18 protein-coding genes are annotated in these 18,216 nt (G+C 65.4%); 9 read left to right on the top strand and 9 right to left on the bottom strand.

The features are described 5' to 3' along the window. Position 1 precedes the first annotated feature (1 nt). The 5 genes from SH602x_RS00560 to SH602x_RS00540 all read right to left on the bottom strand — a co-directional run bounded on the left by SH602x_RS00560 (position 2) and on the right by SH602x_RS00540 (position 6,426). Entirely contained in the window at positions 2–1,621 is a 1,620-nt protein-coding gene (locus SH602x_RS00560) for a hypothetical protein (protein ID WP_479474955.1), read from the bottom strand. A 489-nt stretch (positions 1,622–2,110) separates the two neighbouring features. Then, positions 2,111–3,064 carry an IS110 family RNA-guided transposase gene (locus tag SH602x_RS00555; RefSeq protein ID WP_479474954.1) on the bottom strand — a complete coding sequence of 318 codons (954 nt, stop codon included), beginning with the start codon at positions 3,062–3,064 and terminating at the stop codon, positions 2,111–2,113. A gap of 299 nt (positions 3,065–3,363) precedes the next feature. Then, complete coding sequence (locus SH602x_RS00550; RefSeq protein WP_479474953.1) at positions 3,364–5,007, bottom strand: Kelch repeat-containing protein; 1,644 nt, start codon at positions 5,005–5,007, stop codon at positions 3,364–3,366. Between the two features lie 117 nt (positions 5,008–5,124). Continuing rightward, a complete protein-coding gene (locus SH602x_RS00545; protein ID WP_479474952.1) occupies positions 5,125–5,400 on the bottom strand; it encodes a hypothetical protein in 276 nt (91 codons plus the stop codon). Positions 5,401–5,460: 60 nt separating this feature from the next. Continuing rightward, complete coding sequence (locus SH602x_RS00540; protein WP_479474951.1) at positions 5,461–6,426, bottom strand: DUF1559 family PulG-like putative transporter; 966 nt, start codon at positions 6,424–6,426, stop codon at positions 5,461–5,463. Between the two features lie 186 nt (positions 6,427–6,612). Here SH602x_RS00540 and hemP point away from each other — a divergent pair, with 186 nt between their 5' ends. Continuing rightward, positions 6,613–6,894 (top strand): hemin uptake protein HemP, encoded by a 282-nt coding sequence (hemP, locus tag SH602x_RS00535; RefSeq protein WP_479474950.1) that lies wholly within the window; start codon positions 6,613–6,615, stop codon positions 6,892–6,894. Further along, complete coding sequence (locus SH602x_RS00530) at positions 6,891–7,469, top strand: DUF1697 domain-containing protein (protein WP_479474949.1); 579 nt, start codon at positions 6,891–6,893, stop codon at positions 7,467–7,469. Before hemP ends, SH602x_RS00530 begins: the two co-directional genes overlap by 4 nt. Before the next feature lie 27 nt (positions 7,470–7,496). On the opposite strand, the gene SH602x_RS00525 is transcribed toward SH602x_RS00530, so the two are convergent. The 4 genes from SH602x_RS00525 to SH602x_RS00510 form a co-directional block, all read right to left on the bottom strand. After that, positions 7,497–7,739, bottom strand: coding sequence for a hypothetical protein (locus tag SH602x_RS00525; protein WP_479474948.1), 243 nt, complete (start codon positions 7,737–7,739; stop codon positions 7,497–7,499). Further along, the gene (locus SH602x_RS00520) at positions 7,736–7,942 is read right to left on the bottom strand and encodes a hypothetical protein (protein WP_479474947.1); all 207 of its coding nucleotides are present in this window, start codon (positions 7,940–7,942) and stop codon (positions 7,736–7,738) included. The genes SH602x_RS00525 and SH602x_RS00520 overlap by 4 nt, the downstream gene beginning before the upstream one ends. A 206-nt stretch (positions 7,943–8,148) precedes the next feature. Further along, complete coding sequence (locus SH602x_RS00515) at positions 8,149–9,693, bottom strand: polysaccharide lyase (protein WP_479474946.1); 1,545 nt, start codon at positions 9,691–9,693, stop codon at positions 8,149–8,151. Positions 9,694–9,933: 240 nt separating this feature from the next. Then, positions 9,934–10,560 carry a hypothetical protein gene (locus SH602x_RS00510; protein WP_479474945.1) on the bottom strand — a complete coding sequence of 209 codons (627 nt, stop codon included), beginning with the start codon at positions 10,558–10,560 and terminating at the stop codon, positions 9,934–9,936. Positions 10,561–11,123: 563 nt separating this feature from the next. Here SH602x_RS00510 and SH602x_RS00505 point away from each other — a divergent pair. The 7 genes from SH602x_RS00505 (at position 11,124) to SH602x_RS00475 (ending at position 18,103) form a co-directional block, all read left to right on the top strand. Continuing rightward, complete coding sequence (locus tag SH602x_RS00505) at positions 11,124–12,110, top strand: DUF1559 family PulG-like putative transporter (protein ID WP_479474944.1); 987 nt, start codon at positions 11,124–11,126, stop codon at positions 12,108–12,110. A 105-nt stretch (positions 12,111–12,215) separates the two neighbouring features. Further along, a complete protein-coding gene (locus SH602x_RS00500) occupies positions 12,216–12,371 on the top strand; it encodes a hypothetical protein (protein ID WP_479470392.1) in 156 nt (51 codons plus the stop codon). Positions 12,372–12,442: 71 nt separating this feature from the next. Further along, positions 12,443–13,417, top strand: a complete 975-nt coding sequence (locus tag SH602x_RS00495; RefSeq protein ID WP_479474943.1) for a DUF1559 family PulG-like putative transporter — start codon at positions 12,443–12,445, stop codon at positions 13,415–13,417. A gap of 170 nt (positions 13,418–13,587) precedes the next feature. Then, the gene (locus SH602x_RS00490; protein WP_479474942.1) at positions 13,588–13,989 is read left to right on the top strand and encodes a carboxypeptidase-like regulatory domain-containing protein; all 402 of its coding nucleotides are present in this window, start codon (positions 13,588–13,590) and stop codon (positions 13,987–13,989) included. A 386-nt stretch (positions 13,990–14,375) separates the two neighbouring features. Further along, positions 14,376–15,569, top strand: coding sequence for a type IV pilus twitching motility protein PilT (locus tag SH602x_RS00485; protein WP_479474941.1), 1,194 nt, complete (start codon positions 14,376–14,378; stop codon positions 15,567–15,569). A 178-nt stretch (positions 15,570–15,747) separates the two neighbouring features. Then, complete coding sequence (locus tag SH602x_RS00480; RefSeq protein WP_479474940.1) at positions 15,748–17,094, top strand: ATPase, T2SS/T4P/T4SS family; 1,347 nt, start codon at positions 15,748–15,750, stop codon at positions 17,092–17,094. 247 nt (positions 17,095–17,341) lie between these two features. Next, positions 17,342–18,103 (top strand): hypothetical protein, encoded by a 762-nt coding sequence (locus tag SH602x_RS00475; protein WP_479474939.1) that lies wholly within the window; start codon positions 17,342–17,344, stop codon positions 18,101–18,103. Positions 18,104–18,216: the final 113 nt, after the last annotated feature.

The raw sequence follows: 18,216 nt of genomic DNA, 5'->3' as shown, positions 1-18,216 counted from the left end.
ACTACAGCTTCTGCAGGTCAGCGAGCATGTTGGTGTAGGCGAGCGAGGCGTAGTAAGCCGTCTCGTACGCGAACGGATCGCCGCTTCCCGCACGCGTCGCCGCGTTGACGTACGCGGCGTAGGCCGCCTGGTACGCGGCGCGGCGATCGACGACGTAGTCATCGACGACTTCGTCCTTGTTGTAGTAATCGACGATGTGCTTCCGCGCCTGGAGGTCGTACAGGTAGGCGTAATACGCGTACTGGTACGCGTTGTACGACGTCGTCGTCGGCTCCCAGACGTACGCGTAATAGCCGTAGATCGCGGCGCCGTAGATGGACAGGTTCGCGACGTACGCGTTGCCGCGTCCCTTCACGAACGGACGCGCCGGGGGAAGCTGCACGTAGATCAGAACGTCCTGATCCTGCGGGTTCTTCGCGTCGATGATCAGTCGGCGACCGTCCTGGGACATGGCCTGCACTTCGTAGAAGCGCCAGCGAGCGTATTCCCGGTCGAACGCGGCCTCCAGCGCGGAATGCACGTACATCATCGAGTGCTTCGTGCTCCAGATGAACGCTTCGCGCGGGTCGACCCCCAGGTTGCTGTAGGTCGGGTTCTGGGCCCATCCGCCGATGTAGTCTCCCTTGCCGGACATGCACGTCGGGTACGAATCGCTGTTCGGAACCGCGGTCAGGCCGAGCGACCCGATGTCCTGCATGCCTCGCTTCGGGGACCAGCGGAAGGCGTGAACGTTGCCGAACTGGTCGACCGAGGTGCCGACGACGACGTCTCCCTTCTTCGAGATCAGCGACGCGTCGGTGCCGGCGAAGCGGCTCAGATCGGGAAGGCGACTGGCCCTGCTGCGCGCGACGTCGTAGCGGAACGCGGCCCGACGTCCGCCGGAGACGTCCGCCTCGCCGATCACGAACTTGCCGTTGGCGGAGATGGCGTCCGCGGCGCTGGTCGGTCCGCCCAGCGAGATCGGCGTCAGGCCGGCCTTCTGGGTCCAGACGAAGGCCTGATCGTTCGCTTGAGCGTCCTGGGCGTAACCGCAGACCGTATCGCCGTCGTCGGAAACGGCGGTCGCCGCGCCCGAGACGCCGCCGAACGTACCGAGGTCTAGCCAACCCTTGCCGATCTCGAAGCGATACGGATGCAGGGACGCCGTCGCGACGGAGCCCTCGCCGACGAGTACCTTGCCGTTGGCGGAGCAGGCGAGCGCGCGACTGCGACCGGCGCCCATCGGCGCGACCAGTTCGACCAGCCCGTCCTCTTCGGTCCAGTAGAAGCTGTTCTGGCCCCCTGGATTACGCGTCACGTAGCCGACGATCGTCTTGCCGTCCGCTCGCGAGATGTCGGTCGCCGTCGAAGTTCCTCCGCCGCTGTCGAGGAGCGTGAAGCGATTGCCGGCCCGCTGCCAGGCGCCGATGCTGTAGGTCGACGGGCTGGCGGGGTCGGTCGGATCGACCCGCCGGATCGCAGTGATCGCGGCGGCGTTCAGTTGGTAAGAACCGGCGACGGCGTCGCCCCGGGTCGTCGGATTCAACGGCAACACGATCCAGTCGGCGCCGCGGACGGCGCTGCCAGCCGACGCCGCGAGAACCGCAACGACCAGGAAAACCGAAATACGCCATGCGCTCATCGGCGCGCCTCGCGAACGGAGAGAAGTACGAGCGGGATTAATCGCAGGATGAATGCAGGGACGCGCGGCGTCGAGTCAAACCCGGTCGGATGCGGCAAAAAACGCACGCAGAGTCGACGCGACCGGAATGGTCCCTAGAAAGGTGAAGATAGGCAGAGTCATGCCGTAATTCAACTCAAAGCCTGACGTTATAGCGACGACGGCCCGTCGTCTTTGGCGATTGCGCAGGCCAGAACAGGCCGTATAGCTCGCCTGAGGGGCCGAAATCGGAGCGATCGGAACTCGCGGAATGCGTACAGGTCGCTTTCCCGCATCGCGATGGGCGGAGGCGCCTCTCGCTGCCGTTCGCCTCGGCGGCCCGCTCGCGTCCTGCGATTCGGCGGCGAAATTTTGACGTCGCCGGTCGGACTCTTGGATGCGATCGTGTCTCTGCACGCGTCGCCTATGACGACGAAGGCTAGCGGGGGACGGAAGCGACTGTGTCTTGATTCAAGCGGCGGGGGCGAGGTTTTCTCGCCACGCCTCGTTTTTGCGGACCATGGCGTGCAGGATCTCCAGCAGTTTTCGCATGCAGGCGACGATGGCGACCTTGGCCGGTTTGCCGGCGGCGCGGAGTTTCTTGTAATGCGCGGCGATGACGGGATTGCAGCGCGTCGCCGTCAGCGTCGCCATGTAGAGCGTCGCCCGCACGCTCGCGCGGCCGCCGCGGATCGAGCGCTTGCCGGTCCATTTCCCGCTCTCGCAGTTCATCGGCGCCACGCCGACGAGCGACGAGACGTTCGCGCTCTTTCCCTGGCCCAGTTCGGGCAGATCGGCGACGAGGACGCGGGCGGTCTGGTCGCCGATCCCCGGGACGGTCTTCAGCAGATCGACTTTCTCCTGCCAGGCCGGGCAGTTCCGGATCGCCTCGTCCAGGTCGTCGTCGACGCCGGCGAGCTGCTTCTCGAGAAACTTGAGGTGGGCCTCGATGGACCGGCGGACGCGGACCGTCGCAGCCTGCGGCAGGCGATTCTTCTCCATCGTTCGCATGGCGACGAGTTGGGCCCGTCGGGCCAGCGTCTCCTTCAGCTTTCGTTCGGCTTCGTCGGGGAGCGGACGAAGTTCCGGACGGATCGCCTGGGCGAACCGGGCGATCGCCAGGGCGTCGAGCTTGTCGGTCTTGGCGTGCTGGCCGCAGGACTTCGCGAAGTCGCGAACCTGCTTGGCGTTGACCTGCACGATCGGCAGACCGGCGAGGCACGCCTGGGCGACGAAGAGGCGCTCGTAGCCTCCGGAGCTTTCGCAGACGACCCGTTCGATCGGACGCTCTCGCAGCCAGGCGAGGAATGCGTCGACCCCTTCGGAGTCGTTGGAGAAAGCCCGGACGAGCGGACGCTCGCCCTCCTGCAGAAGATGGACGTCGAGGCGGTCTTTGCTGACGTCGACTCCGACGAAGGCGTTCATTCGCGTTCCCTTACTTGCGGATGCGGGCTCGGCTTGGCCCCGACGCTTGCGAAGCGGCGCATCGACCGCGCCGGCCCCGGCGACTGTTCGGGATTTCGGAATGTTCGCGGCGCGGGTCCGGCTTCCGTACGGGATCTTCGTCCCAGTCCCCCTCGACCTCGCGACCGCGGCGTCGGTTCCGCTTCGCTCGCTACGCTCGCTTCGCGGAACCGACGCGACCTTGTTTCTCGCCATCTTCGACCTCCGGGGCAACATACAAGTCCCCCGCTAGCCGGATCGCTTCGCATCGCGGTCCGTGACTACTTCACCGAGATCACGTCGGCCTCTTCGAACTTCCAGCCGAACTCCATGTTCGAGCCGCCGACCATGATGAACCGCGTGTCGTCGTACGGGACCATGCGGTGGAAGAAGCGGGCGTTGTCGAGCTGCTTGACCACTTCCCACGCGTCGCCCGAATCGGACAGGCGCTGCAGCGTGCCGTCCGCGGTCGTCACGTAAAGCTTGCCGCCGATTTCGAAGGCGGAGCAACCGAAGCCGGCCATCTGTTCGTCCGACGCCAGGGCGGGGCCCGACTTCCACTCGTTCGTCTTCGGATCGTAGACGTCGACGCCGGGGATCGTTTCGCTGTCCGACGTCATACCGCCGATGGCGTAGATCTTGCCGTCATGCGCGGCGACGGCGAGCGCCCGGCGCTGGAACGGGGCGTCGGCGATCTTCTCCCACTTCAGCTCGTTCTCGCCCTTGGTCAGGTCGAGCTTCCAGGCGGTCGAGTGCCAGGCGCTCTCCTCGCCGTGCTGCATGTTCCAGCCGCCGACGACGTAGATCGCGCCGTTCGCGACCGCGGCGTCGAACGAGCTGCGCGGCTCGGGCAGCGGGGGGAGGTCCTTCCACTGGCCGACGGCGGGGTCGTACATGCCGACCGACGCCTGCGAGTTGAGCTGATGCTCTTCGCCCTTGGCGTTCGCGGCGTTGAAGCCGCCCAGGCGATAGAGCTTGCCCTCGTGCGAGACGAGCGCGAGCCCTTGCAGACGGGGCCCCTCGGCCAGCGCTTCCCACTCGCCGCCGCCCGCCAGCTTCGTGCGACGCAGGACGTTGTCCTGACCCTCGACGAAGTAGGTATGCGACGCGGCGATGTTGCCGCCGTAGACGTAGACGTACTCGCCCGCGGTCGCGGCGCCGAAGCTGGTGACCGCTTCCGGAAGATCAGGCAGTTTCACGGCAGCAGCCTCCGCGTTCGTTTCGCCCTTGCCGGCGGTCTCCAGAACCAGCGTCGCGTAATGCCGCGTGGCGGGATAGGCCTTGCCCTCCAGTTCGCCAGCCTCCTCGACGATGTGACGGACGCGGAATTCGCAAGTGCCCGCCGTGTCGAGATCGAATTCGGCAGAGCCCTTCGCGTCGGTCAGCGCGTTCTTCGGACCCGTTCCCGGGAGATAGGCGCTGACTTCGGCGCCTTCGACGGCGCGACCCTTGTAGAGCGCGACCAGCCGCAGCTTGCCGTTCTCCAGGCGGTCGGCGTGGATCAGCAGTTCGGGCCGCGCGTCGCGGGGGAACTCGATCTTCGCGCCGCTCTCGAGCGCGGGCCAGGCCTGCGCATGATAGACCAGGCGATAGGTCTCGCCGCTTCGTTCGAGCACGCCGTAGACCTTGCTCGCCGTGAACGCGCCGAGCTTGCCCTGCGCCGTGCCGACGAGCGCGGCGTCCTTCTGCTCGACGGCGATCTGCTCGCGCTCGCCCGAGGCGGGCGTCCACCAGACTTCCAGCCCTTCCAGGCGCGAGAGGAGCTTGGGATCGTCAGGCGAAGCCTCTTCGCCGAAGAAGATCTCGACCTTCGTCGCCTCCTCTGAGGGAGACTGCTTCATCCAGATGAAGTGGGCGTTCGCCGGCGAAGCCGCCAGCGCAAGACTTGCCGCGGCCAACGCCGAAGCCAGAAACGATCGAACCATGGGCTTTCGCCTTTTTCTTAGAGGCAGGACAGATTCGTTTTATCGTAAGCGACCCGCAGGCGGAGTTCTTCCGCAGATCGCCGGGGGGCTTCGCTCGACACGAGCGAGATCAGGCGCTCAGCCGTTCGGGAAGTCTTTCTTCTGCTCCGGAACGACCACCTCCCGGAAGAACTTGTTCCAGGCGGCGTCGCTCCGAAGCGCGGGATCGCCGAGTTGCAGACGCTCGAACGAGACCGGGTCGTACTTGACGCCCAGGTCTTCCATCGCGTGCCACTCGGCCCGCGTGAGAGGCGTCGGCGGCTCCAGCGTGACGATCTCCCGCTCAGGGGAGCCGCAGCCGACGATCGCCGAGAATATGAGCAGGATCGAAAGGACGACCGAGCGCTTAAACATGGCGGATGGCCTGCACAGGACGGACGACGGGACGAAACGCGTGCGAAAGCGTTCGACGCCTTACGGAAGCTGAGCCGTCTCGCCGCCGGCGCGGGTCGCGGCGGCCGCGTAGGTCAGCACGTCGATCGTCTCGGGCACGAACCGAACCGATCCGTCGGCCAGGGCGAAGCTGGCGCCCCCGTTGTGCATGCTGCGGAAGTGACCGTAGGTCGTATCCGGGCTCACGACGTTATGGTCGTTGAACTTGCGGAACGTCGTTCCGTACGTGTAGCCCAGGTAGTAGCCGTACGCCCACACGGCGCCCATGTCCGTCGTGGTCGTCCCGCGAGCGTTGAAGTCGGTCTCGCCGATCAGGAACGTGTTCGACGTGCCGTCCGTGATGCTGGCCATCCTGGTCGGCTTCTTGTTGGGGCTCGTCGGGAAGAGCGTCGCGTTCTTCACCGGGATGATGGCGCCGTCGTACGCCGGCTCCGGCGAGCCGTAAGCGGCGGCCTTCGGATCAGGGGTTCCCGCGCAGAAGATGTAGCTCGCCGGGGCCCGGTTCTCGGTCAACGACGGCGGCTCCGGCATCGAGGGGCAGAGATACGTCGGAATGATCATCTGCTGCAGCGTCGCGTTCCACAGACCGTCGTTGTCGTGGTCGGTCGTCCCGTTGCGACCCTCGCTGGGGTTCCACTTCTGCGCGATGTTGTCCTGATCCAGGAACGGCAGGATCTGGATCTGGCCGGTCGGATAGGTGCTGACCGTTTCGCCCGGCAGCCGATCCGTGCAGGCGTAAGGGAACAGCTTGAACGTGTCGTGAAAGTTGTGCGTCGCGAGTCCCATCTGCTTGAGGTTGTTCGTGCAGCTCATGCGGTTGGCCGCTTCGCGGGCGGCCTGCACGGCAGGCAGAAGCAACGCGACCAGCACGCCGATGATGGCGATCACGACCAGCAACTCCACGAGCGTGAAGCCGGAGCGCCCCTGCCGAAGTTTCAGGGGGCGAGACGCGAACAAGCGGGAACGAGAAAACGAACCGAGCGACATGACAGGCAGCCTCCAGAGCGGGATGAATCGGCAGATGCCGAAATCCGATTTCCCGACGCGGCTGGCGGAGGCTGGCTAACGTCATTGACACTGAGAATCGGTATCAATACACTAGCAACCTGCTGGACCCTTCGTCAAGAACCTCCGCCCGCTTGAATCGATTTTTCGTCGCGAGAGGAACCGCGGATGCCTGAGCACGATCGAAGGACCGACGAGGCTCACGGCTTGCCCGCGCTTCCCCCCGATACTTCGGCGCATCAGCGCGAAGCCGAGGCGCAGGTCGCGGCCCGGCAGGCGATCCATGCAGGGGAGGACGGCGACGGGCCGACGGGATCCGACGGAGCGGGCGACGGCTCGATCGACTTTTTGCAACTCGCCCAGGGCCGCCGCGAAGTGCTCGTGCGACTCGCCGGTCAGACCTACCGCCTCCGCTGGACGCGAAACGACAAACTGATCCTGACGAAGTGATCGCCCCCGCCACCTTCCGCCGTCGCTTCGCCTTCCTCCGCGGGATCAACGTGGGCGGGAAGACCGTGAAGAAGGAGCGCCTGCTGCCGGTCTTCGACGGCCTCGGCTTCGAGCGGGTCGAGTCGTTCCTCGCCAGCGGCAACGTCGTCTTCGACGCGCCGCCCCGATCATCGCCGAAAAGCCTGGAGAAGAAGATTCAGGAGGCCCTGGCGGAACAGATCGGCCTGGCGACCGTCGTCTTCGTCCGCACGCCGGAGGAACTGGTCGCGATCGGGGCCTGTTCGCCGTTCGACGAGGTCGAGTTGGCCGTCGCTGAAACGGGCGGAACGATCAACGTCTCGCTCTTCGCCGAGCCGCCCGCGGATGAGAAGCAGGCGCCGATCGTCGCTCTCTCGTCGGACGACGACCTGCTGCGGTTCGCCGGTCGCGAACTCTACTGGGTCAGCCGGACCAAGATGTCCCAGTCGCCCCTGTTCGCGGTCTTGTTCGGGAAGCTCGCCGGCCAGCCCGCCACGATGCGGAACCTCAACACCATCCGCCGGCTGGTCGCGAAGTACGTGGAGAGCGAGGGGTAGCCGCGACGGACGATGCGCGCGGGGCTATCAGAGCGCGATCGTCAGGGCGCCGGCGCAGACGGCCATGGCGATGGCGATCGAGAGCCCGATGAACAGAACGATCACGATCCATCCTTCGACGACGACGGTTCCGGGCGGAGCCTCGGAAGGGCGGGAGGGAAAGCCGTCATCGTTCGCACGCCGTTCAGATATCTCCTCGGAGACCGGCCCGGGCGGAGCGTAAGCGCGGAACGGATCCGCCGAGCCGTCCGACGGATCGCCTTCGCTCATGCCAGCGCCACAAACGCCGTGCAAACCGCGAACAGCAGCACGAGCGCCGCGAGGGGAACGCCGATCGCCAGCAGCAACGTGACGATGACCACCTTGCCCGCGGTCGGCGCCTCGCGAGGGGGCGCCGGAGGCGGGACCTCTTCCGCCGAAGCGAGGCCGGGAGACCGGTAGGGATCCTGCGGCAGTTCGTCGTCGCGTTCCATGCCGATCGCTCTCCGATACGACGAAAGCCCTACTGGTGTGACTATCGTGCTTTGTCAGGTCAACCGAAGAGTGTCGGGTGCCACTGGCTCCGCCAGTGCTGAAGCTTGAATGGTCGTCCAATACGAGCGATCCGGCCTCCGGAAAAGCGCTGGCAGAGCCAGTGGCGCCCGGAGGAGAAGCTGACATTCAACGATAGACGAAATCCCTACGGCGACCCCTTCGTCGCCTGGAGATACTTCGCGAGCGCCGTCAGATTCTTGACGAACGCGTCGCTGGTCAGCACGCCCTCGCGCGGCACGACCTTCTTGCCTTCCCGATCGCGGACCTCGCCCGGCGTGAGCCACGCCCCCTGCGGATTCAGCGAGGCGAGAGCCTCCTCGGCGTTCTTGCGAAGGCGCTTCAGCTTGCTCGAATCGCTCTCGGCAGGCAACTCTCCCAACGCCTGCTTATACCGCCGTTCGATCCGGTCGAGCCGCGACGATTGCACGAAGCCGTAATGATCGGGCGCCCGCGACGGATCGTAGACGAGCGCGTAACTGCCGTCGAAGTAGAGCGGCCGGTTCGTCTTCAACTCGTAGAACCTCGCCATCTCGCCGCTCGGCAGCTCGCTCTTCTTCAGGTAGGCGAGCGCCTTCGGAACGGGCGCGAGGAAGCGCTTGTCGCCCGTCGTTTCGAAAAGCGATAGCAACGTTTCGATCGCGTCCTGCGACTCGTAGCCGGTGATCGCAGGCGGCTCGAACTTGCGGTCCCAGACCGGCTGCATCCGGCGATCGTACTGCTGGCACCACGCCGGTTGCGGCTCCGGCATCTGCGCCTGGATCAGAAACTCGCCCCCCCGCTTCGCCGTCTCCAGGTAAGCCTCGTCCCCCAACGTTTCGTAGGCCAGCAGGAAGGTGCGGATGCTGTTGAGCGTGGTGCGATCGTTGATCACGTACGCGCTCTGGAAGTCCTTCGTCCAGGTTCGCGACCAGTTCTCCGGATAGGACGCCTGCAGGATCGGATAATGCGTCGCGTCCGGCGGAGCGGACGCGAACCGATCGTAGTTATGCGACCAGGCGCCGATCGGATGCTGGGCGTTCGTCATCGACGCGAGGGCGTAGACCGCCGCTTCGCGGAACGAGGCATCGCTATCGGGAATCTCCTTCGATACGCGGAGCAGGAAACGCGTCGCGGCGGTCGACGTATCGTCGTCGAGGACCGTCGTGTTCGCCTTGTCCTCATGCTTGCGCCAGGTCTCCCATCCGCCGGGCCGGGCAGCAGGATCGGCCTTCGACTTCCCTTCGAAGCGAGGCGGCGTGCGATACCGCAGCTCCTTCCGCTTCTCGGGATCGAACGATCCGCTGTAGTGCCAGCCGCCGGACTGAAGCTGCGTCTTGACGAGCGCGCTGGCCGCTTCGAGGGCCGCCTGCTTGCAGAGCGGATCGCCCGTCGCGATCCACGCTTCCAGAAAAGCCTCCCCCACCGCCGGCGTGCCGGGGGGCTGAATCCAGATCCGCCGGTCGTAGGCCAGACCTTCGCCCTGGCGGAGCTTGCCGTCGGCGCTTGTGACCCAGACGTAGCCCCCTTCTTCGGCGGCCGTCTCGTAGAAGAACTTCGCCGCGCGGTGCGTCGCATCGATCGCAAGCTTGCGATCGACGTTCTGCACGGGAGCCTCTTCTCGGTCCGGCCCCTGCGCCGCGAGCGGAGCGGTCGAAGCGAACAGGCTCGCCAGCGCGACGAGCGCGATCGACAGCGTCAGGCGACTCGGCATGAGACGCTTTCAGAGAAGAAGAAGAAGAAGAGAGAAGAGATCGGACGAACGAATCGCCTGTGTGCCATGGCTGGCTTGTCCAGCCGTGCCTAAGCTGGATTCGACCTTCCGACAGGCTCACGTTCGTCCTCGAACGGCGGCGCGAGTCGTTCGCCGATCGGAGGCGCGGCCCGAGGGCGGCACGGCTGGACCAGCCAGCCGTGGCACACGGACGGAACCAATCGCACGTGGTTTAGTGTCTCACGGAGCCGGCGTCACGGCCGCAGGCGCTTCGCCTTCGGCAGGAGCCGCCGGGGCGGAACCTTCGCCAGCCGGGGCGGCGGGAGCGGCGGCCTCAGGGGCGGCAGCGACCGGTTCGACGCCCATCGCGGCGAGCTTCGCCTTCAGATCCTCGGCAGACATCTGCTGGGCGCGTCCGTCGATGGTCGCGACGGGTCCCCCTTGTTCGAGCACCCAAGGTCCGTAGGCGACGACCGTGTTCGACGCGCCGACCTGCTTCTCGTAATCGCGGGCGTTCCAGACGACGACCACGCCGGCGTTCTTCAGGTCTTCGTAGAACTGCTTGTTGTTCGGGTCGGTCGCGATCAGGGCGTCCCAGTCCTTGGGGAACTCCTGATTCTGGAGCGACGACATCATCGCGAGCATGCCGAGCTGCTGCATCTGCAGCGTCAGCTCCATGTTCTTGCCCGCGCGATGGGCCATGATCAGGGCGTTGTTCGTTTCGGGCGGCGGTCCGGGCGCCGGGGTCGCGACGGGAGCATCCGCCGGCTTCGGGATCGTGATATCGATGTCGCACCCGACGCTGCCGAAGCATACCGCAGCGACCGGCAGACCAGCCCACGCCAGCGAACGAGAGAGACGCGCCATCGAAGCGACCTTCAGCAGACGGACGAGCGAACGAAGAGACACCACGTTGCGCGTCAGTCTAGCGAGCCGCAGAAAACAAAGCGAACGCCGCGGCTCCGCGACAACCCGGCGAAGGTCAATGCTTCCACCGAGGAGAGGGGGCTGTCAGCAGCCGAATGAAACCCCTTCTGCCTAGGCAACGACTGCCCCTAAGCCGCAGTTCCGTTAGATCGAACTTCAAGAATGCATGCGAGCCCTGAATCGCGAGTCTCTAGCGGGACGCTCATCCCCCTTCCTGCCGGTTTTTTCGGAACTTAGGCGGATTCTGTTCTCGCAATGCTTAGGCGGCTACGATAAGCTCGAAAGCGTGTCGGATGCCTCAACATCCGACATCGCGGAAGGGCGACGCGACGCGTCACCTTTCCCGCTCGGCCACGCGGCACGCTGCGAAGCGCGTCGCTCTCCCTCTCCTGGCCGAATCCGATCGATCCGTCAGCGTCCGCCAGCCTCACCGAGGCGGGTCGGCGTCCCGGCATCTTCTCAGACGTCGTTCGACGTCCGGATTCGTTCTTCAGGAGGGGATCATGTCCTTGCTCGGACCGGCCCGGCGAACGGGGTTCACGCTCGTCGAACTCCTGGTCGTGATCGCAATCATCGGCGTGCTCGTCGCGCTTCTGTTGCCCGCAGTGCAGGCGGCTCGCGAAGCGGCGAACCGATCGAGTTGCGGCAACAACCTGAAGCAGATCACGATCGCGCTGCACAACTTCCACGACACGAACCGGAAGATGCCGGGCGGGGAATACAACACCGTCGCCTACCACTCGCCGCAACTGGTGCTCGCGCCGTTCTATGAGCAGGGGACGATTTACGACCAGATGAACCTGAACGTCCTCTGGACGAGCGAGCCGAATTACACGCTCTCGCGGACGCAGCCCCCCACGCTCCTTTGTCCGAGCGATCCGATAAAGGGCGCCACCGAGCCGCTCGGCTGGACCAGCTATCACGCCAACATGGGGACGTGGGTCGATATCAACGGCTGGGACGGCACGTTCGGCCCCCACAAGGACCGCGTCCACAAAGGCAAGAGAGGTAGCGGCGGGCTGCCCTTCGCGGCGATCGTCGACGGTCTCTCGAACACCGCCGCCTTCAGCGAGTCGGTCAACGGCGCGGGCAACTCCGGCGCCGACAAGTTCAAGTACGACTGCTTCACCCCGAGCGTCGCGCCGCCGACGACTTCGATGGCAGCGGCCCGCGCCGCGCTGATGCCGCTGAAGTGGCAGGACCACACGCAGCCCTGGAGCGGGACCTGGCGCTGGAAGGGCTATCCCTGGACCGAAGGGTCGCCCTGGCGCAATTGGTACAACCACCTGCTCCCGCCGAACCAACCCTGCTGGGTCCCTCCCACAGACGACTTCTGGAGCATCATCTCCCCCGCCCAGAGCTACCACTCGGGCGGCGCCCAGGTCTCGCTCTGCGACGGAAGCGTCCGCTTCGTTCCTGAGACCGTCGACGGTCTCGTCTGGGAAGCCGCCGGCAGCCGAAGCGGCAGGGAGTCGCTGCAGCTTCCGTAGCCTCGCCTGACGCGCGCCGCGTCGTCCGCGCCGAGCTGCGCGGACGGCGTCGAACGTTTCGACCTGCCTGTCCCCCGCCCATCGATTCCCCGCTGGAGCCTTCGCATGTCCCGCTTCGTCGTCGCGTTCGCCGTCGCCGGTTCGCTGCTCGCGACGCTGGTCGGCTGCGGCGCTCACGAGCCTGCCGAGGTCAGCCCGGCCGCTCTCGAAGAGCATCGCGTGCAGATGGAAGAGATCTCCGCCCGCGAGCGCGGCGGCTGATCTTTCCTCTCGCGAGCCCTTCGCCCCCCGCCTGATTCGTTTTCTTTCGTTACTTCCCTGGAGCGTTTCTGATGCCGCGTCCTTTCGCCAGGCGAGCCTTCACGCTCGTCGAACTTCTCGTCGTCATCGCCATCATCGGCGTGCTGGTCGCGCTCTTGCTTCCCGCGGTGCAAGCCGCGCGCGAAGCGGCGAACCGCATGAGCTGCTCGAACAATATCAAGCAACTCGGAATCGCGCTTCATAATTACCACGACACGAACAAGCGGCTTCCCTACAACTCGCACCCGCAGGCCGGCTCGGGCGCGACGATGCAGCGCAGCGCTTCATGGTTCGTGCGGCTGATGCCGTTCATGGAGCAGACCAGCGTTTACGACAGGATGATCTTCGCCGGCGACTTTTCGCACCAGGACGGCCCGAATCCCAATGCGGCCATGCTGAGCGGATTCGCCGTTTCTGGCCTTTACTGTCCCTCGAGCCCGCTGCCGCCGACGAAGACGTTGAACGCTCACGGCGTCAACTACGAAGTGCAACGGGCCAACTACGTCGGAATCGCCGGTTCGTACTGGAAGGGGGGAACGACGAACGTCCAGTCGACGACGCCGAGTACGGCTTCCTACGGAGTCCGGTATTTCAACGGCGTCATCGCCAGCATCGCCCCGAACAAGAATGCGGCGCTGAAATTTGCGTCCATCACGGACGGCTTGAGCAACACGATGTTCGTCAGCGAACAGTCGAATTTCCAGTTCAACGGAACGACGCAGTTCGACTGCACCTCGAACGGCCACTGGGGCGGCGCCTGGGCAGGCGTCGATGCGAACAGCTGGACTCAGAACGAGACCACGCTGCGCTATCCGATCGGAACCTACCAGGGAGACGGCAATAACGTGCCGTACGGCTCCAACATCGCGCTGGTTTCCGCTCACGCGGGCGGCGTGATGGGCGGCCTGTCCGACGGCTCGGTCCGTTACGTCTCCGAGACGATCAACTTCGCGACGCTGACCGCGCTGTGCGATCGTCAGGACGGCGCCCCCGTCGGCGAGTTTTGACGCCGACATCTCCGCTTCGCAAGTCGAGCGAACGCGAGCGTTCGACGCTGCAAAACGCCGCGAGGGCGTTTTGCAGCAGTCCGCTGGAAGCCGACGGGAGGACTCCGCGTCCCGTCGGCGCGCCGTCCCCCCCCGTTTCATCACGCACCTGTATCCCCACGAACGAGACCATGCACTCCCTGTTCCGGCTTGGCGTCCCTGCGCTGCTTCTGGTCGCCCTTGTGGGCTGCGGTCCGTCTTACGGCGTCAACTCGGTGACCGGCATCGTGACGATGGACGGCGCTCCGCTGCCGAACGCTCGCGTCACGTTCACTCCGCCTGAGGGGCGCCCCTCGACCGGGGTCACGGACGCGAGCGGGCGCTACGAGCTTCGTTACATTCGCGACACGATGGGCGCCGAAGTCGGGCGACACTCCGTCGCGATCACGACCGAGTTCGCGCCGCCTGTTTCCGACGTCGAGACGCCGACGCCGCCGGAGAAGATTCCGCCGCGTTACAACAGCGCCACCGGGTTCACCGCCGAAGTGAAGCCAGGTCCGAACGAGTTCGACTTCGCCATGGAATCGAAGTAGCGCCGGCGGGTCGCGAGTTGCCGGGGCAGGGCGGCAAGTCCTGACGAAACTCCGATCGCCGAATGCCGACGATGCGGGCCGCCGGGCGATCCCGGGCGGCCCGCTTTCGTTTCGCAGGCGGGCGGTTCGCGAGCGTCGACCGGCCTTCGATCCGGCAGAAGCGATCATGGCGTCCGTCCATCGGTTTCGACTTTCGCGAGACCGCCGAAATCGCGAAACTTCCTGACCGAACGGAAGGGGCCGGGGTAGAATAACGGGCTCTTTCTCTCTTCTACGGCGCATGGCGCCGCTTCGCGACGACGCTCTTGCGTCGTTTCATCCGTTCGAGACGCCGGATCGCCCTTCGCGGGCGCGGTTTCCGGCTTCCGCAGGAGGATCTCGTTTCGATGGCGACCGTCGAAGAACCGCAACTCGATCCCGCTCCCGTCGTCGACGCCAAGGTCGCGGACGACGCCGCTTCGTTCTTCTTGCAGAAGAAGGGCGACCTGGAGGTCGACAAGCTCTTTCGCGCCCTGGTCAAGCTCGAAGGCTCCGACCTCCATCTGAAGGTCGGGCGCCCGCCCATGGTTCGCACCCGGGGCGAACTCAAGCCGCTCAATCGCCCCCCCATCGAAGACGAGGAGATGGCGAGGCTCCTCTTCCCGATGCTCGACGAGCGCAACAAGCAGATCTTCATCAAAGAGGGGGGCGCCGACTTCGCGTATACCTGCGAAGTCGACGGCTCGACCTGGCGCTTCCGCGTCAACATGCTCAAGCAGCTCGGCAAGCCGGGCCTGGTCGCTCGCCGAATCAGTCAGTTCGTCCCTGACTTCAGCGGGCTCTATTTGCCTCCGGTGATGGAGACGTTGTGCCACTTCGATCAGGGCATGCTCCTGCTCGCCGGCGTGACGGGTTCCGGCAAGTCGACGACGATCGCGTCGATGTTGAACTACATCAACGGGATCTACCGCAAGCACATCCTGACGCTCGAAGACCCGATCGAGTTCGTCTATACCGAGCAGAAGTGCCTGATCAACCAGCGCGAGATCGGCATGGACGTGGTCGACTTCAAGGTCGGGATGAAGCACGCCGTCCGCGAAGATCCGGACATCATGCTCGTCGGCGAAATGCGAGACGAGGAGACGTTCCTCACCGCCATTCACGCCGCCGAAACGGGTCACATGGTCTTCGGTACGATCCACGCGTCGAACGCCGGTTCGACGATCGGTCGTATTCTCGACCTGTTCCCGGAAGCCATGCACAAGGCGATCCGCAGCGCCATGGTGCAGAACATGAAGGCCATCATCGCGCAGAAGCTGCTCAAGTCGATCAAGCCCGGCGTCGCCCGCGTCCCGACGGTCGAGATCATGACCTTCTCGCCCATCGTGCAGAAGCTCGTGCTCGAAGAGAAGGACTCGCGTCTTCCTGACGCGATCCGCATCGGCGCCGCCGACGGCATGCAGGACTTCACGATGAGCCTGAAGAGCCTGATCGACCTGCAGCTGATCGACCGTCCGACCGCGTTCGCGGTGGCGCCGAACCCCGACGCGCTCAAGATGGCGCTGAAGGGGATCAACGTTTCGAACCCCGGCATCATCTAAGTTCGCGGCGTAGTTAGCTCGTTCCAGCGACGATTTCCTGAGCGGGGGACGAAAGTCCCCCGAGTTCCGAGCGCTCGGATCGTTCCGCCTCGGGGGACTTTCGTCCCCCGCTCAGAAGCGGTTCGTATCGCGACGTACCCGTTCTTTCGCAACTCGATTCCACCCCTGCGACGACTCCATGGCCAAGGTTCCCGAACCCGTTCTGCCGCCGCTGAAGATCACGCCGAAGGGGAAGTGGACTCCCGAGCAATTCCAGGCGCTGAAGTACGAAGCCGGCTTCAACGAGTCGATCTTCATGCTGGCCGACATGATCGACCGCCGGACTGCGAAGGCGCTGCTCGATTACACGCGCGACGCGGTCGCGATCCGGTACGAAATCGACGGCATCTGGCATCCGCTGCCGCCCCGCGACCGGGTCAGCGGCGACGCGATTCTGGTCGCGCTCAAGAAGCTGTCGGAACTGAATCCGCTCGACCGGCGTTCGCGCCAGGAGAGCGAGTTCAAGATGACGCTTCACGGCAAGAAGTACCGCCTGCGAACGACGTCGCAGGGGACGCCGACCGGGGAACGCGTCCTGCTCGAGATCATGGACGACTCGGTCAAGCTCGATTCGCTCAACGACATCGGGATGCGCGACGGCCTGCAGAAGATCCTGAAGGAATGGCTCGCGCGGCCGAAGGGTCTGATCGTCTTCTCCGCCCCCGCGAACGCCGGTCTCCGAACCTCGTGGCGCGCGGGCCTGCAGGCAGCGGACCGCTTCATTCGCGACTTCGTGATGGTGCGGGACGCCAGCGCGCCGAAAGAAGACGAGATCATCAACGTCGACGCGAAGGTCTTCGATCCCGCCAAGGGCGAGACCGCGACGAAGCTGCTCGCCGACCTGTTGCTTAAGCAGCCCGACGCCGTCGTCGTTCCCGACTTGAAGGACGCCGAGACCTTCGCGCTCCTGATCGGCCAGTGCCAGGACGAAGACAAGCTGGTCGTCACCCGCATCCGCGCCAACACGGCCGTCGAGGCGGCGCTCCGCCTGCGGCAACTCGCGGGCAAGGAGGGCGTCGAGAAGTACGCCGACTCCCTGATCGGCTTCGTCAATCAGCGGCTGATCCGCAAGCTCTGCGAACAGTGCAAGCAGCCGTTCCAGCCGCCCCCCCAACTGTTGCAGCGCCTCGGCATTCCGCCCGGTCGCGTCGAAGTGCTGTTCCAGGAGAAGCAGCCCCTCTCGCAGGCGGAGCTCGACGCGCTCAAGGCCCAAAAGCAGGAGCCGCCCCCGCCGTGCTATCATTGCGGAGCGATCGGCTACCGCGGACGGACCGGCGTCTTCGAACTGGTCGAGGCGACGCCCGAGTTCAAGAAGGCGCTCAAGGAACGCCCGCAGGCGGAGGTTCTGATGCAGATCGCGAAGAAGGACGGCGCCAAGTCGGGCGCCCGCGGCATCCAGGAGGAGGCGATCCTCGCCGTCGCGAAGGGCGACACCTCCATCCAGGAACTCCAGCGAGTTCTCCGCGGCGGTCAGCAGCAAGCGTAGGGGTCGTTCCAGGTCGAGCGTCAGCCTCGATGTTTGTGTGCCATGCCCACATCGCCGAAGGCAGGGTGGGCATGTAACGGGCCGCCCGAACTAACTGGCCCACGCCGCTGCGCGACGTTCATCGACCCGCCGACGTTCAGGTGGGTCAGTGACAGTCAGTGACCCTACCTTACGAATGCCACGGAGGGCTCACGCCCTCCGCTCGCCAGGACAACGACGCTACACGCGAATGAAAGTCGACTCCTGAATGGCTCAGCGCGATTACGTACCTGCCGACGCCGCGGAAGCGGCCGCCGAGACCTACCGTCCGCTCCATCCGTTCGCGATTCCGTCGCTCGCGCTGGCGCTGGGCGGGCTGATCGCGATCTGGTGGCCGCTGGCGGCCGCGGTGTCGATCTTCGCCCTGGTCCTGGCGTCGGTCGCCTTCGTGCAGATCGTCCGTCGCCCCGAGGATCTCTCCGGCAAGCTCTGGGCCGGGCTCGCGATCGCCGTCGCGGCGTTCACGATCGGCCTCGCGCCGGTCCGTAATCTGGTCGAGCAGAACTACCTGTTCGGCACGGCTCGCGACGTCGGGGATCGCTGGCTGCAACTGCTGGCCGAGGATCGCCTGCGCGAGGTGCATCAGTTGACGCTGCCCGCGACCGAGCGTCAGCCGGCCGACGCGGACCTGGAAGCGTACTACGACACGCCCCTGTCGCCGGAGGAGCGTGCGGAAGCGAACGCCGGCGCCCTGGGCGGACCGATCGAACCGAAGGACATCCTCGCCGCCTACGCGAAGGACGATCTGATCGCCCCGATCTTGGCGTCGGACAAGCTTTCCTGGACGTTTCGCGGACGCCGCAAGCATGTCGAGAACCCGTCGGCGAACGCCCGATACTTCGACCTGGCGTATGATCTGCAGTTGGACGGTACCGTCGTGCCGGCCATCCTGCATCTGGAGCGGACCGAGATCCCCGACCAGCAGATCTCCACCTGGCGCGTGCTGTCGCTCAAGAAGCCCAAGAACTGACGGCGAGGGCGGCCTCCATTCGTTCGACGCCGATCTTCGAATCGTCCCCGTGTGCCATGGCTGGCTTGTCCAGCCGCAGGGCCCCGGGATCGATTTCAATATCGCGAGAGCAG

This window comes from Lignipirellula cremea (assembly GCF_056501455.1).
This window is presented reverse-complemented; position numbering and strand designations above follow the sequence as displayed.

Bases quoted from the DNA above. Each gene is read 5' to 3' on its own strand.
- SH602x_RS00475 (WP_479474939.1), top strand. From the start codon at position 17,342: ATGGCTCAGCGCGATTACGTACCTGCCGACGCCGCGGAAGCGGCCGCC.
- SH602x_RS00560 (WP_479474955.1), bottom strand. From the start codon at position 1,621: ATGAGCGCATGGCGTATTTCGGTTTTCCTGGTCGTTGCGGTTCTCGCG.
- SH602x_RS00485 (WP_479474941.1), top strand. From the start codon at position 14,376: ATGGCGACCGTCGAAGAACCGCAACTCGATCCCGCTCCCGTCGTCGAC.
- SH602x_RS00520 (WP_479474947.1), bottom strand. From the start codon at position 7,942: ATGGAACGCGACGACGAACTGCCGCAGGATCCCTACCGGTCTCCCGGC.
- SH602x_RS00500 (WP_479470392.1), top strand. From the start codon at position 12,216: ATGTCCCGCTTCGTCGTCGCGTTCGCCGTCGCCGGTTCGCTGCTCGCG.
- hemP (WP_479474950.1), top strand. From the start codon at position 6,613: ATGCCTGAGCACGATCGAAGGACCGACGAGGCTCACGGCTTGCCCGCG.
- SH602x_RS00480 (WP_479474940.1), top strand. From the start codon at position 15,748: ATGGCCAAGGTTCCCGAACCCGTTCTGCCGCCGCTGAAGATCACGCCG.
- SH602x_RS00525 (WP_479474948.1), bottom strand. From the start codon at position 7,739: ATGAGCGAAGGCGATCCGTCGGACGGCTCGGCGGATCCGTTCCGCGCT.
- SH602x_RS00490 (WP_479474942.1), top strand. From the start codon at position 13,588: ATGCACTCCCTGTTCCGGCTTGGCGTCCCTGCGCTGCTTCTGGTCGCC.
- SH602x_RS00545 (WP_479474952.1), bottom strand. From the start codon at position 5,400: ATGTTTAAGCGCTCGGTCGTCCTTTCGATCCTGCTCATATTCTCGGCG.
- SH602x_RS00510 (WP_479474945.1), bottom strand. From the start codon at position 10,560: ATGGCGCGTCTCTCTCGTTCGCTGGCGTGGGCTGGTCTGCCGGTCGCT.
- SH602x_RS00550 (WP_479474953.1), bottom strand. From the start codon at position 5,007: ATGGTTCGATCGTTTCTGGCTTCGGCGTTGGCCGCGGCAAGTCTTGCG.
- SH602x_RS00515 (WP_479474946.1), bottom strand. From the start codon at position 9,693: ATGCCGAGTCGCCTGACGCTGTCGATCGCGCTCGTCGCGCTGGCGAGC.
- SH602x_RS00505 (WP_479474944.1), top strand. From the start codon at position 11,124: ATGTCCTTGCTCGGACCGGCCCGGCGAACGGGGTTCACGCTCGTCGAA.
- SH602x_RS00555 (WP_479474954.1), bottom strand. From the start codon at position 3,064: ATGAACGCCTTCGTCGGAGTCGACGTCAGCAAAGACCGCCTCGACGTC.
- SH602x_RS00540 (WP_479474951.1), bottom strand. From the start codon at position 6,426: ATGTCGCTCGGTTCGTTTTCTCGTTCCCGCTTGTTCGCGTCTCGCCCC.
- SH602x_RS00495 (WP_479474943.1), top strand. From the start codon at position 12,443: ATGCCGCGTCCTTTCGCCAGGCGAGCCTTCACGCTCGTCGAACTTCTC.